At 64.7% G+C, this 14,175-nt stretch carries 12 protein-coding genes; 2 read left to right on the top strand and 10 right to left on the bottom strand.

Annotated elements, in window-relative coordinates:
* Window positions 1–75 precede the first annotated feature (75 nt).
* The 4 genes from parC to pgi form a co-directional block, all read right to left on the bottom strand.
* A complete protein-coding gene (parC, locus tag FZZ93_RS16870; protein ID WP_149323462.1) occupies window positions 76–2,328 on the bottom strand; it encodes a DNA topoisomerase IV subunit A in 2,253 nt (750 codons plus the stop codon).
* A gap of 151 nt (window positions 2,329–2,479) precedes the next feature.
* Window positions 2,480–4,360: a DNA topoisomerase IV subunit B gene (gene parE, locus FZZ93_RS16865; protein ID WP_149323461.1), complete on the bottom strand. Its 1,881-nt coding sequence runs from the start codon at window positions 4,358–4,360 to the stop codon at window positions 2,480–2,482.
* A gap of 106 nt (window positions 4,361–4,466) precedes the next feature.
* Window positions 4,467–5,093 (bottom strand): YqiA/YcfP family alpha/beta fold hydrolase, encoded by a 627-nt coding sequence (locus FZZ93_RS16860; RefSeq protein ID WP_223111802.1) that lies wholly within the window; start codon window positions 5,091–5,093, stop codon window positions 4,467–4,469.
* Between the two features lie 53 nt (window positions 5,094–5,146).
* Window positions 5,147–6,832 carry a glucose-6-phosphate isomerase gene (pgi, locus tag FZZ93_RS16855; RefSeq protein WP_149323460.1) on the bottom strand — a complete coding sequence of 562 codons (1,686 nt, stop codon included), beginning with the start codon at window positions 6,830–6,832 and terminating at the stop codon, window positions 5,147–5,149.
* Between the two features lie 86 nt (window positions 6,833–6,918).
* Between pgi and cmoA the strand changes: the two genes are divergently transcribed.
* Together cmoA and cmoB are read left to right on the top strand one after the other, a co-directional pair.
* Complete coding sequence (gene cmoA / locus FZZ93_RS16850) at window positions 6,919–7,662, top strand: carboxy-S-adenosyl-L-methionine synthase CmoA (protein ID WP_149323459.1); 744 nt, start codon at window positions 6,919–6,921, stop codon at window positions 7,660–7,662.
* Window positions 7,663–7,664: 2 nt separating this feature from the next.
* On the top strand, window positions 7,665–8,672 hold the full coding sequence (gene cmoB / locus FZZ93_RS16845; protein WP_149323458.1) for a tRNA 5-methoxyuridine(34)/uridine 5-oxyacetic acid(34) synthase CmoB: 1,008 nt from the start codon (window positions 7,665–7,667) through the stop codon (window positions 8,670–8,672).
* Window positions 8,673–8,795: 123 nt separating this feature from the next.
* Here cmoB and cysN read toward each other — a convergent pair whose 3' ends face one another.
* The 6 genes from cysN to FZZ93_RS16815 all read right to left on the bottom strand — a co-directional run bounded on the left by cysN (window position 8,796) and on the right by FZZ93_RS16815 (window position 14,134).
* Window positions 8,796–10,223, bottom strand: a complete 1,428-nt coding sequence (gene cysN / locus FZZ93_RS16840) for a sulfate adenylyltransferase subunit CysN (protein ID WP_149323457.1) — start codon at window positions 10,221–10,223, stop codon at window positions 8,796–8,798.
* 227 nt (window positions 10,224–10,450) lie between these two features.
* Window positions 10,451–11,422, bottom strand: a complete 972-nt coding sequence (cysD, locus tag FZZ93_RS16835; RefSeq protein WP_149323456.1) for a sulfate adenylyltransferase subunit CysD — start codon at window positions 11,420–11,422, stop codon at window positions 10,451–10,453.
* Between the two features lie 170 nt (window positions 11,423–11,592).
* A complete protein-coding gene (locus tag FZZ93_RS16830; RefSeq protein ID WP_187774562.1) occupies window positions 11,593–12,324 on the bottom strand; it encodes a metallophosphoesterase in 732 nt (243 codons plus the stop codon).
* Window positions 12,324–12,770: a DUF1249 domain-containing protein gene (locus FZZ93_RS16825; protein WP_149323454.1), complete on the bottom strand. Its 447-nt coding sequence runs from the start codon at window positions 12,768–12,770 to the stop codon at window positions 12,324–12,326. The genes FZZ93_RS16830 and FZZ93_RS16825 overlap by 1 nt, the downstream gene beginning before the upstream one ends.
* Window position 12,771: 1 nt before the next feature.
* Complete coding sequence (locus FZZ93_RS16820; RefSeq protein WP_246146264.1) at window positions 12,772–13,419, bottom strand: NUDIX domain-containing protein; 648 nt, start codon at window positions 13,417–13,419, stop codon at window positions 12,772–12,774.
* 79 nt (window positions 13,420–13,498) lie between these two features.
* A complete protein-coding gene (locus FZZ93_RS16815; RefSeq protein WP_149323452.1) occupies window positions 13,499–14,134 on the bottom strand; it encodes a TRAP transporter TatT component family protein in 636 nt (211 codons plus the stop codon).
* Window positions 14,135–14,175 lie beyond the last annotated feature (41 nt).

The raw sequence follows: 14,175 nt of genomic DNA, 5'->3' as shown, positions 1-14,175 counted from the left end.
GTAGCTCGTAGCTCGTAGCTCGTAGCTCGTAGCTCGTAGCTCGTAGCTCGTAGCTCGTAGCTCGTAGCTCGTAGCTCAGGATTCTACTTCTAGGCGGTCGACTTTCTGCAATCCCCTCGGCAGTTTGCTGCCGCGGCGGCCACGCTCTCCACGATAGTAGTCCAGGTCGCTGGCCTTGAGTGTCAGCTTGCGCTTGCCGGCCTGCACCACCAGTGCTTGATCGGGGCCCAGCAGCGTCAGGTCGCGCAGGAACTCCTCGCGACGGGCGGCGCGGGCGCCGGGAATGTCGATCATCTTGTTGCCCTTGCCCTTGGCCATCTCAGGCAACTGGTCGAGTGGGAAGACCAGCAGGCGTCCTTCGTTGGACACCGCCGCCACGCTGACCCCGTCTCCTTCGGGCACAATCAACGGCGCCAGCACGTTGCAGCCCTTAGGCACCGAAAGAACGCCCTTGCCCGACTTGTTCTTGCCGATCAGCGCCTCGATCGGCGCGACGAAGCCGTAACCGCCATCCGACGCCAGCAGGTAGCGCGTCGTGGGCGGCGCCAGCATCACGCCGGCCATGTGGGCACCGGCGGCCACATTGACCCGACCGGAGACTGGCTCGCCCTGGCTGCGCGCGCTGGCCAGGTTATGAGCGCTCAGCGTGTAGGCACGCCCGGTGTCGTCGAGCAGCACCAACGGCTGGTTGGTCTTGCCCCTGGCGGCCAGCGCGAATCGGTCACCGGCCTTGTAGGAGAGCCCGGTGGGATCGATGTCGTGCCCCTTGGCGCTACGAATCCACCCCTTCTCGGAGAGCACGACGGTGACGGGATCGGCGCCGACGAGCTCGACCTCGGACAGGGCGCGGGCTTCCTCGCGCTCGACGATCGGCGCGCGACGCGAATCGCCGTATCCCTCGCCGGCGGCACGCAGTTCGCGCTCGATCAGATCGGTCAGGGCCGCCTCGTTGCCGAGCAGCTCCATCAGGTGCTTGCGCTCTTCCTCCAGCTCGTCCTGCTCGCCGCGGATCTTCATCTCCTCGAGCTTGGCCAGGTGGCGCAGGCGCAACTCGAGGATCGCCTCGGCCTGACGCTCACTGAGATCGAAGGCCTTGATCAAGGCGGGTTTGGGCTCATCCTCCTCACGGATGATGCGAATCACCTCGTCGATGTTTAGGTAGGCAGCCAACAGCCCCTCAAGGATGTGCAGCCGGTCCTCCACCTTGCCGAGCCGGTGCTCGAGACGCCGCCGCACCGTGCTGCGCCGGAAATCCAGCCATTCGCCGAGCAGTCCGGCCAACGATAGAACCCGGGGGCGGCCGTCCAGGCCGATCACGTTCATGTTGACGCGGATGTTCTTCTCGAGATCCGTGGTGGCAAACAGGTGCGCCATCAGCGACTCGATATCCACCCGGTTGGAGCGCGGTTCGATCACCAGTCGCGTCGGCTCCTCGTGGGTCGACTCGTCACGCAGGTCGGCGACCATCGGCAGCTTCTTGGCCTGCATCTGAGCGGCGATCTGCTCCAGCACCTTGGCGCCGCTCACCTGGTACGGCAAGGCGGTGATCACCACATTGCCCTCTTCACGCACGAAGCGGGCCCGCACCTTCACCGAGCCCCGGCCACTCTCGTAGATCTTGCGCAAGTCGGATGCCGGCGTGATGATCTCGGCCGCGGAGGGGAAGTCCGGCCCGGGCAGATGGGCCATCAGTTCGGCGGTGGTCGCCTCGGGCTGACGCAGCAGATGACAGGTAGCCTCGACGACCTCGCCCACGTTGTGCGGCGGGATGTCGGTAGCCATGCCCACGGCGATACCGGTGCCGCCGTTGAGCAGCACATGGGGCAAGCGCGCCGGCAGCACCACCGGCTCGTTCATGGTGCCGTCGAAATTGGGGGCCCAGTCGACGGTGCCCTGGCCGAGTTCACTGAGCAGCACCTCGGCGAACTTCGATAACCGCGCCTCGGTATAGCGCATGGCGGCAAAGGACTTGGGGTCATCGGGGCTACCCCAGTTGCCCTGACCGTCCACCAGCGGGTAGCGATAGCTGAAGGACTGCGCCATCAGCACCATGGCCTCGTAGCAGGCGCTATCGCCATGCGGATGGAACTTGCCCAGCACATCGCCGACGGTACGCGCCGACTTCTTGTACTTGGCATTGGCACTGAGCGCCAGCTCGCGCATGGCATAGACGATGCGCCGCTGCACCGGCTTCATGCCATCGCCGATATGCGGCAAGGCGCGGTCGAGGATGACGTACATCGAATAATCGAGATACGCCTTCTCGGTATACTCGCGAAGGGACAAGCGCTCGACGTCGCCCTCCGCCACCTGGATATCCATGGTCATGGCACCTTGACCTTATTCACGATCGTGGAATCGTCGAGGACAACGCCTCATGAAGTTTTCGCTTCGAGCTGCGAGTCTCGAGCCACGAGCCGTCCTGAGCCAACCCAAGAGCTCGAAGCTCGTAGCTCGTAGCTCGTAGCTCGTAGCCGGATCAGACTTCGATCTCCGCGAGGTTGCCGTAGTCTTCCAGCCAGCTCTTGCGGTCGGAGGCACGCTTCTTGGCCAGCAGCATGTCCATCATTTCCAGGGTGCCGTCGCCGACTTCGCGGGTCAGCTGCACCAGCCGCCGGGTCTCGGCCGCCATGGTGGTTTCGCGCAGTTGCAGCGGGCTCATCTCGCCGAGGCCCTTGAAGCGCTGGACGTTGGGCGTGCCGCGCTTACCCTCGAGTCGACGCAGGATGGCGGCTTTCTCGCTCTCGTCCAGGGCGTAAAAAACTTCCTTGCCAAGGTCGATGCGATACAGCGGCGGCATCGCCACGAAGACGTGGCCGGCATCGACCAGCGCCGGGAAGTGGCGCACGAAGAGTGCGCACAGCAGGGTCGCAATGTGCAGGCCGTCGGAGTCGGCATCGGCGAGGATGCAGATCTTGTGATAGCGCAGTTTGGAGAGGTCGTCGCTGCCCGGCTCCATGCCGATGGCCACGGCAATGTCGTGGACTTCCTGGGAACCGTAGATGTCGTGGGACTCGACTTCCCAGGTATTGAGGATCTTGCCACGCAGCGGCAGGATCGCCTGGGTCTCGCGCTGGCGCGCCTGCTTGGCGCTGCCCCCGGCGCTGTCGCCCTCGACCAGGAAGAGCTCGCTGCTCGCGGGATCCTGGCCACTGCAATCGGCCAGCTTGCCGGGCAACGCCGGACCGGAGGTGACCTTCTTGCGCGCCACCTTCTTGGCGCTCTTCTGGCGTCGCTGGGCGGCGCTGATCACCAGCTCGGCGAGCGCCTCGCCCTGATCGACGTGATGGTTGAGCCACAGCGAGAAGGCATCCTTGACCACCCCGGACACGAAGCCGGCCACGGTGCGCGACGACAGGCGTTCCTTGGTCTGGCCGGCGAACTGCGGTTCCAGCATCTTCACCGACAACACATAGGAAACCCGTTCCCAGAGGTCTTCGGCGGTCAGTTTCACCCCGCGCGGCAGCAGGCTGCGGTATTCGCAGAATTCACGCAGCGCCTCCAGCATGCCGGATCGCAGACCGTTCACGTGCGTTCCGCCCAGTGGCGTGGGGATCAGGTTGACGTAGCTCTCGAGCAACGGCTCGCCGCCTTCGGGAAGCCACTGGATGGCCCAGTCCACCGCCTGCTCTTCATCGGCGAAGTGCCCCACGAAGGGCGAGGCCGGCAGCACCTCGTAACCATCGGTGGCCTGGGCGAGGTAGTCGCGCAGGCCATCCTCGAACTGCCATACGCTCTCGGTGCCATCGGCCTCGACAAGCGTCACCTGGAGCCCCGGACAGAGCACCGCCTTGGCTCGCAGCAAATGCTTGAGCCGGGTCAGCGACAGCTTCGGCGAGTCGAAATAGCTCGACTCGGGCCAGAAGCGTACCAACGTGCCCGTGGCACGCTTGGCGGCGGAACCGATCACCGTCAGGTCGGAGGCTCGCTCGCCATGCTCGAAGGCCATGTGATGGCGACTGCCATCCTTGAGCACTTCCACCTCGAGGCGCCGGGACAGGGCATTGACCACCGAGACACCGACGCCGTGCAGCCCTCCGGAGAAACGGTAACTGGACGCCGAAAACTTTCCGCCGGCATGCAGCTTGGTCATGATCAGCTCGATCCCGGAGACACCGTGCTCGGGATGAATGTCGATGGGCATGCCGCGACCGTCGTCGCTGACCTCGACGCCACCGTCCTCGAACAGGCGTACGGCGATCGCCTTGGCATGGCCGCCCAGCGCCTCGTCGACACTGTTGTCGATGACTTCCTGAATCAGATGGTTGGGCCGGGAAGTGTCGGTGTACATGCCGGGGCGCTTGCGCACGGGCTCGAGCCCGGCAAGCACCTCGATCGAACTGGCGCTGTACTGTGTCATGCGTCACCCAGACTGGTTACGGTCATTCGATTGTCTCCTGGACGCGGGCTCGTCCCTTCCGTGAATGCTTGACGCGCCAAGATGCCCCATGGCGCGACGCCACCACTCAACGCTGCATCGCCACCGCCCCGACCGGCAGAGCATGGCCGCCGTGGGCCAGAATCGCCGGCAGGTAGTCGGCCAGGGCGGCAAACCCATGATCTCCTCCCGGATGCAGGATGCTTGCCGCACCCCGGTAGAACGCCCAGGCATCCCGCGGGTCCAGCGTCTCGTCGGCCGTGCCCAGCAGCAGCAGATAGCGTCGTGGCTCGACCCGCTCGGGAGTAAGGGCCTCCAGGGCCCAGCGATGCGACTCCTCAATCCGGAAACGCTCGCCGCTGTACGGATTGACGAAGGTCTCGCCGACCCAGGACGTCACCAAGCGGGCAGGCGTCACGGCCGGATTGATCAGGGCGGCCGGCAGGTCGTGGCGCTCGGCGACCAGGGTCGCCAGGAAACCGCCCATCGAGCTGCCCACCACCATGGGAGCCGTGCCCAGCGCTTCGAGGCATGCCTCGGCTACCGCCAGCGCCTGATCCGGCCGGTGCGGCAACTGGGGCGTCGCATAGGGCAGCGACAGGCGCTCGCAGGCCGCGCGCATCAGTGCCGCCTTCGGCGAGGCACTGCCGCTGTTGAAACCATGCAGATAGAGTACGCCACTGGCAGGCATCGGCGATCGCATGGCACTCAGCATACCCGAACCCCTGTATATATGGCCAGCGTCATCATGCCGATCAGTATCGGCCCTCAACTCGACTCTCGCGACTCGGCCTCCCAGACAGCCTCGATGAGGCCGCGCGTGGAAGCATCCATGCCCTCGAGCCCGGCCTGGTGCTCGAGGATGCGTCGCGTCTCGCCGGCCAGCGTCTTGCCGAGCTCCACGCCCCACTGGTCGAAGGGGTTGATGTCCCAGATGGTCGCCTGAACGAAGACCTTGTGCTCGTACAGGGCGACCAGCGCTCCCAAGGTGCGGGGCGTCAGGCGATCCAACAGCAGGGTACTGGACGGCTGGTTGCCGGCATAGCGCTTGTGGCCCGGGCGCGGCCCCTCGTCCTCGAGCGCCGCATCGCCCAGCATCAAGGCCCGAGACTGGGCAAAGCAGTTAGCCAACGTCAGGCGATGCTGGCTCATCAGGTGGTCGCGGGTGGCGGGATCGGCCACGTCATCATAGCGCACCCGGGGCGCGATGAAGTCGCATTCCACAGATTGCGTGCCCTGATGCAGCAATTGGTAGAAGGCATGCTGGGCGTTGGGGCCAAGCTGCCCCCAGAGCACCGGGCAAGTGGAATAGTCCACCGGCTCGCCGTCATGGTTCACCGACTTGCCGTTGGACTCCATCTCCAGTTGCTCGAGATAGGCGGCAAAATATTCGAGGCGTCCGTCATAGGGCAGGATGGAATGCGCGCGAATATCCAGAAAGTTGACGTTCCAGATCCCCGCCAGCGCCAACAGCACGGGCAGATTGTCGCCCAGCTCGGCCTCGCTGAAGTGGCGGTCCATGTCATGGGCGCCGGCCAGCAATTCGCGGAAGTTCGCCATCCCCACCACCAGGGCAACCGGCAGGCCAATGGCCCCCCACAGCGAGTAGCGTCCACCGACCCACTCCCAGAATTCGAGCTGGTGTTCGTCAGCGATGCCCCACTCGCGCATCTTGTCGGGGCTGGCCGAGACGCCGATGAAGTGCTGACGCATCACCAGTGCCTCATCGACGCCCTCCTGCCGGTCGCCGCCGAGCAGCCTGGCCTTCAGCCAATCCCGGGCGGTACGGGCATTGGTCAGGGTGTCGATGGTAGTGAAGGACTTCGAGGACAACACGAACAGCGTCGTCTCGGGATTGAGCCGCGTCAGATAGTCGGCGAGCTGCGAGCCATCCATGGTCGAGGCGAAATGCACATCGATGCGGTGGACACCCTCGAGCCGATGGTCGGCCAGTGCATGAGTAACCATCAAGGGGCCAAGATCCGAGCCACCCACGCCGAGATTGACCACATCGCGAATCGGCTTGCCGGTGGCGCCACGCCACTGACCCGCGTGGAAACGCTCGACCATGGCCGCCATGCGATCCAGGGTCGCGTGCACCGAGGCCACCAGATCCTCGCCTTCCACCTCGAGCCTGGCATCGGCTGGCAGGCGCAGGGCCGTGTGCAGCGCCGGTCGGTTCTCGCTGAGGTTGAGCCGCTCTCCGGCCAGCAGTCCCTGGATGGCATCCGGCACACCGGCGTCGCGCGCCAGTTGCAGCAGCAGCGCAAGCGTTCGCTCGTCCCAGCGCTGTTTGGAAAGATCGAGTGTCAGACCGGCGGCCTGCCGGCTGAAATCGGCGAAGCGTCCCTGGTGCTCGGCGAAGAGCTCGCGCAGGTGCCGCTGGCCCATGTCGTCAGCATGCTCGGCCAGGGCGCGCCAGGCATCCCGCTGTTCGACGGGGGAGTGGCTCATGGATTCCCTCCTGGTGATCCTATCGTGCAGCCCGGGGCAGGGAAGCGTAGAATGGCGGGCTTCCAGCCCAACGCTTCAACCTGCCCATGAGTGACGCATCTTACCGTGACGCCATCTTTTCGACACCCCTCGACCGGGTGGCGAGTTTCTCCTTTGACGAGCGAGTGGTGGCCTGCTTTCCCGACATGATCCGACGTTCGGTGCCCGGATACGGCCAGATACTCGCCATGCTCGGCCCCCTGGCCCGCCGCCATCTGCGCCATGGCGGTCATGTCTACGACCTGGGCTGCTCGCTCGGTGCCGCGGGCCTGGCGCTGGCCGGCCAGCTACCGGTGGACGCCTTTCACTACACCGGCATCGACCTCTCACCGACGATGGTCGAACGCGCCCGCCAGACCCTGAAGGAGGAATGCCCCGGGCACGACATGACGGTGATCGAGGGCGACATCCGACACCAGGCCTATGATGCCTCGGGCATGATCCTGCTCAACTTCACCCTGCAGTTTCTCGACCCGATGGATCGCGACGCCGTGGTCGCCCGCCTCTTCGAAGCCCTGGAGCCCGGCGGCGTGCTGATCCTGTCCGAGAAGATCGTCGCCGACGACGAACAGGACAACGCCTGGCTGGTCGAACGCTACCACGATTTCAAGCGCGCCAACGGCTACAGCGAGCTGGAAATCAGCCAGAAGCGCACGGCCCTGGAGAACGTCCTGGTGCCGGACAGCCTGGCAGCCCATCACGCGCGGCTCGAACGCGCCGGCTTCAGCCGCTCGCTGACCTGGTTCCAGTACTTGAACTTCGCGTCACTGATCGCCTTCAAGGAGGCCTGACGTTGAGCATTCCCGACGTTCACCGCCCCCTCTATCACGCCTTTCTCGACCAGGCCTGTATCAGCCGGGGCTTCGACACCTGGCTGGCGCGGCTGCCCGAGCAGCTCGCCCGGGGGCTCGATCCCAAGCGATACGGCGATCTGAAGGCCTGGGAGAAGGCCGTCGCCAAGCTGCCGCCATTACCCGAGGCGCGCCGCGTCCAGCTCGATGCCGACAGCGTGACGGTCGAGTGCGGCCTGGACGACGCCCGGCGACGCCAGTGCGAGAACCTGCTGCGCGCGCTGGCGCCCTGGCGCAAGGGGCCTTACCGGCTGAGTGGCGTGACCATCGACACCGAGTGGCGCTCCGACTGGAAATGGCAGCGCGTCGCCCCCCACCTGGCGCCACTGCATGGACGCCGAGTGCTCGACGTGGGCGGCGGCAACGGCTATCACGCCTGGCGCATGAGCGGTGCCGGTGCCGCCTTCACGCTGGTGATCGACCCCTCACCGCGCTTCTTCTGGCAGTTCCAGGCCGTGCGCCACTTCGTCGGTGACGCCGACAGCGGCCGCACCCACTTCCTGCCGGTGGGCATCGAGGACGTTCCCGACGAACTGGCCGCCTTCGACACCGTCTTCTCCATGGGCGTGCTCTACCACCGCCCCTCGCCACTCGAGCATCTGCTGCAACTCAAGGCCGCCTTGCGGCCGGGCGGAGAACTGGTGCTGGAAACCCTGGTAGTACGCGGCGACGACACCACGGTGCTGCTGCCGGGCGAGCGCTACGCTGCCATGCCAAATGTCTACTTCCTGCCGTCCTCCGCGGCGCTGGTCGGCTGGCTCGAGCGTTGCGGCTTCGAGAATGCCCGCGTGGTGGACGAGGCCGATACCAGTCTCGATGAGCAGCGCGCCACCGACTGGATGACCTTTCAGTCCCTGGCCGACTTCCTCGACCCCGAGGACGCGACCCGCACCCGCGAGGGCTATCCGGCGCCACGCCGCGCCGTGGTGATCGCCAACCGACCGGCCTGAGCCACCAGCGCTCGATCCAGGCTACGTTAAAATGACGAGGCCCCGCCGCGAATCACACGGCGGGGCCTCGTTGCTTTCGACCAGCGCTGCTCCCCCTTCTCGCTCTGGAAGCAGCGCGGATGCTCAGCGGCTCATCAGCTGGCTGATGTCCTTGGCCTCCCAATGCGGAAAATACTTGCGCACCAGGGCATTGAGCTCGACTTCGAAACTCGCCCAGTCGACCTCGCCTGGCGTTGTATCCTGTGCCTCGGCCGCGCCGCGAATCATGCCAGCCCCCACAGTAACGTTGGACAGGCGGTCAATGACGATGAAGCTGCCCGTACCCGGACTGACGGCGTAGTCATCCAGGGCAATCTCCTCGGTCAGCGCCACTCGGCAACGCGCGATGGCGTTGAGCTCGAGCCGCTCGGCCGGATGACGGGCCAGCGTGTTGACATCGACCTGGTACTCGATGGCCTCGACCCGCCCCGACACGGAACGTCCGGCGAGACGAATGTCGACCTGCCGCCCCGGGTCCAGCGGCTGCTCGTGCATCCACACGATGTCAGCCTCGAAGGCGCTGGCGTGGATGACCTCGGCATCTTCGGCGACGAGCCAATCGCCACGCGAAATGTCGATCTCGTCTTCCAGGGTCACGGTGATCGCCTGCCCCGGCCAGGCGGCCTCGAGATCGCCATCGAAGGTAACGATGCGCTCGACCCTGGAGCGCTTGCCGGAAGGCAGCGCGCGCACGGCCTGGCCAGGGCGCAGAATGCCCGACTCCAGGGTGCCGGCATAACCACGGAAGTCCAGGTTGGGCCGATTGACGTACTGGATCGGCAGACGAAGATCGCGCAGATTCTGGTCGTGGCGCACCTCGATGGTCTCGAGCAGTCCGAGCAGCGTCGGCCCGTCATACCAGGGCATGGCCTCGCTCTTGTTGACCACGTTGTCGCCCTTCAACGCCGAAAGCGGCACGAAGTGGATATCCTCGGCACCGAGCTGCTCGGCAAACTCGCGGTACTCGGCGACGATCTCTTCGAAGCGCGCCTCGCTGTAGTCAACCAGGTCCATCTTGTTGACCGCGATGACCAGATGGCGAATGCCGAGTAGATCCGCAATGAAGCTGTGCCGCCGGGTCTGGGTCTGCACGCCGTGGCGGGCGTCGATCAGGATCACCGCCAGCCCCGCCGTCGAGGCACCGGTGGCCATGTTGCGCGTGTACTGCTCGTGCCCCGGGGTATCGGCGATGATGAACTTGCGCTTGTCGGTCGAGAAGAAGCGGTAGGCGACATCGATGGTGATGCCCTGCTCCCGCTCCGACTGCAGCCCATCCACCAGCAGCGCCAGATCCACTTCCTCGCCGGTGGTCCCGCTGGTCTTCGACGCCTGGGTGATCGCCGCCAGTTGATCGTCGAAGATCATCTTGGAATCGTGCAGCAAGCGACCGATCAGGGTCGACTTGCCATCATCGACACTGCCGCAAGTGATGAAGCGCAGCAGGTCCTTGTTCTCGTGTTCGTGCAGATACTGCTCGATGTTATCGGCAATCAAGCTGGATTGGTGTGACACGTTTCTTTCTCCATCCTGGTGCGGAACACGAGAGCTGCGAGCCTCGAGACTCGGGCTACGAGCAGACCGTGCTCAGAGAGAACTTCAGTTATGAGCTGCGCGCTACGAGCGGCGAGACTCGAACCCCAAACCCCACCTCAGAGCGGTGAGACTCGAGACTCGCAACTGTGTGTTTGCTCGCATCTCGTTGCTCGAGGCTCGCGGCTTTCTAACGCGCCGAAGGCGCGTTAGAAGTACCCTTCCCGCTTCTTCTTTTCCATGGAGCCGGCCTGGTCGTGGTCGATGGCGCGGCCACTGCGCTCCGAGGTCCGGGTCAGCAACATTTCCTGGATGATCTCGGGCAGGGTGGCGGCCTTGGACTCCACGGCACCGGTCAGCGGATAGCAACCCAGGGTGCGGAAGCGCACCCACTTCTCTTCGGGCACCTCGCCGGGCTCCAGCGGCATGCGCTCGTCATCGACCATCACCAGCATGCCATCGCGCTCCACCACCGGGCGCGGGGCGGCATGGTAAAGCGGGACGATGGGAATCGACTCCAGGTAGATGTACTGCCAGATGTCCAGCTCGGTCCAGTTGGAGAGCGGAAAGGCGCGAATGGATTCGCCCTTGTTGACCCGGGCATTGTAGAGGTTCCACAGCTCGGGACGCTGGTTCTTGGGGTCCCAGCGGTGATGCTTGTCGCGGAAGGAGAAGACCCGTTCCTTGGCGCGAGTGGCTTCTTCGTCGCGACGCGCGCCACCAAAGGCGGCATCGAAGCCGTATTTGTCCAACGCCTGCTTGAGCGACTGGGTCTTCATCACGTCGGTGTAGCCGCTCGAGCCATGATCGAAGGGGTTGATACCCGCCTCGACGCCTTCCTGGTTGATATGCTCAATCAGCTCCATACCGGATTCCGCCGCCATGCGATCGCGGAACTCGATCATCTCGCGGAATTTCCAGGTGGTGTTGACGTGCATCAAGGGGAATGGCGGCGGCCCGGGATAGAAGGCCTTGCGCGCCAGGTGCAGCATCACTGAGGAGTCCTTGCCGATGGAGTAGAGCATCACCGGATTGGAGAACTCGGCGGCCACCTCGCGGATGATGTGGATCGACTCGGCCTCGAGCTGCTGAAGGTGAGTCATCCGGCGCGGCGTCAGCCCCGAGGCATGCTCATCGGTCCGAGGGGTACGCTGGTGTGTGGGGGCATCAAGACTGGTCATGGGCCCGACTACCTCGCATGAATTGGGGAAACACGGCTTGCGCCTCACAACGCTCGTCGATTTATGCAGCGTTGCCTTGGGAGGAAAGCGCATCATGCGGGCCAGCTTATCGTGCCATGCAAAATAACGTAAAAGAATTAATATCTATCTTTTTATACTTTAAGAAGATATCAGAACGCCACTCGTTCCACCCTAGTGCTCAGGCCGTCATCCAGATCGAGCACCCGGAACCCCGGCAAGGCCGCCGCATCCACGGCGAACGTCTCGGCGCCGGGCAGGAACTGATCGGACGTGGCGGGACATGCATAGACGGGCACGTCACCATGAGGCGTCGCCCGATGGTACTCGAACGCCTGGTGGATATGACCACACAGGATCGCCTCGATCCGCTCGTGCGTCGCCAGGACTTCCCAGAATGCCTCGGCGTCGACCAGCCCCAACGCATCTACCCAACGCGACCCGACACCGATTGGCGGGTGATGCATGGCGATCAGGGTCGGTCGATCGTCCTCCGCCAGGCGTTCCGCCAGTGCCTCGAGGCGAGCTGCCCCCAGGGCGCCATGGGTCTGGCCGGGAATCTGGGTATCGAGCAGCAACAGGCGCCGCTGCCCCAGAGTCACGCTGTCCTCGAAGGCACGACACTCGGCCATTCGGGCCGGCTCATCATGGTTGCCAGGCAACCAGTACCAAGGACAGTCGAGCCGCGCCAGCTCGCGCGCGGCCAACGCGTAGGAGGCCGCCGTTTCATCCTGGCTGACATCGCCGGTAACCAGCACCATGTCGGGACGCCAGGACGCGACCGCCTCGATCACGCGGACGAACTGGTGATGGGGAATCCCGATACGGGAGCGGGCGGCGGGGTCGGCGTGCAGATGGCAGTCGGAAATCTGGATCAGTCGCATCAAGGCAATTCGGGCAGATCGATGGAATGGCCATGTGCCAGGCCGTGATCCAGCCACTCGCCGAGGAAACGATTAAGCTGGAGTTTCTCGTCGGGCTGATGCATCCGGGAATTGGGGTAGCGGTAGCGACCATCAAAATGCCGCTGCCGCTGGAAGTCGGTCACTTCGGCCATGCGCACGTCGTGATAGAGGTGAACGCGCATCTGCGGCGTCTCCAGTACCGCGTCGAGAACGCCCCGCTGGGAGACACGCACGATGCTGGTATAGGGCGCACGCTCCTGGAGCTTGAGGCACAGCACACCGAGGCGCCGGCCATGGTTGGCCAACACCACCTCACGGGTCTCGCCAGCCTCCAGGTCGCCCAGCAGGCGAGTCAGGCGCACATAGTTGGCAGTGCACTCGCCCTGGAGGCCTTTCAAGTCGGTGACATAGGCGCTTTTCGACACGCTACCTCCTTGCTCTCAGTGAGGCCCGCTCCGAGGCCAGCCAGTGGAAAGCGATCAGACACATGGCATTGTCGAGTCGCCCGGCCAGCAGGAGTTCCCAGGCACGAGCGAACGATAGCACATGCACGCGAATGTCCTCGTTCTCCTCGGCGAGCCCGTGCACGCCTCCCAGACCGCGACTGTCGATCAGGCCGCAGAACAGCGACACCTGCTCATCGCAGGCGCCGGGGCTGGGATAGTAGGTGTGCAGCTCGATCAATTCACCAACCGGGCAGCCCGCCTCCTCCATGGCTTCGCGACGCGCCACCTCGACGGCGCTTTCCCCGCGCTCTACCAGGCCGGCGACGATTTCGAGTTTCCACGGCGAATCAGGATCGTCGATGGCCCCGGCACGGAACTGCTCCACCAGGACCACGGCATCTCGTTCCACATCGTAGAGCAACACGCCCACGGCGTCATGGCGATGATGCACCTCGCGCGTCACCGGCGCACTCCAGCCACCCTCGAAGAGGCGGTGGCGCAGGTGCAGCTCATCCAGACGAAAGAACCCCTCGTGCAAGCAGCGGCGTTCGATCAGCTCCACATCGCCGACGCCGAAAGCGGCGCTGGCCAACCGATGAGAGGGATCGGCGGCATCGGTCTGAGACATGCGGACCTCCGGTGTTCGCGAAAGCCCCATTATCGTGGTCCCGAGGCAGGTTCTCAATGGGACCGCCGCCAATGCCCGCCTAATCCTCCAGACGCTCGACCATGCCCTTCGCTTTACGACGCAGTATCTCGTCGGACGCATGTCGACCTTCGCGAGCCTGCCCTTCCATGGCACGACGCGCGTGCTTCAGAGCTTGCTCGTCGCGCCCTTCATCCGCCAGAAAGGCGGCATAGTAGTAGTGGACATCGATGCCATCGGGGCGGATTTCCAGGGCACGCTGGAACATCCGCTCAGCGGTGTCGTCATTGCCGAAGGCCACCGGCCAACCGGGCGCTCGATCATACAACGCACCCAGGGTGACATAGGCGGAACCTTGATACCCCTCCGAGTCGAGCTCGATGGCACGTTCCAGCACCCGGCGCGCTTCCTTGGCCGGCCCCAGGGCATCCAGCCCACCGACTTCCCGCGCCAGGGAAGCCAGGATGATACCCTGCCAAACCAGTACCTCGCTGGTGTCGGGATTCGCCTCGGCCAGCGCCCCTGCCTCCCCGGCCAGCGACGACAAGGCATCGGCGCGGCGCGCCTCATCCATAGCGGTGGTGATGTTCTCCCAACGATTGCGCAGCGAAAAGACTTCGTTTTCCCAGGCCTGAACGACCGGCGCAAGGCCCAGTCCCAAACACAGGGCGGTGGCGAGCAGATGGCGTTTCGACATAACGGCCTCCTCGGATTATGAGTATCGGAATGGCCCTTCAT

It is taken from the genome of Halomonas eurihalina, assembly GCF_008274785.1.
Lineage (GTDB): Bacteria > Pseudomonadota > Gammaproteobacteria > Pseudomonadales > Halomonadaceae > Halomonas > Halomonas eurihalina.
This window is presented reverse-complemented; position numbering and strand designations above follow the sequence as displayed.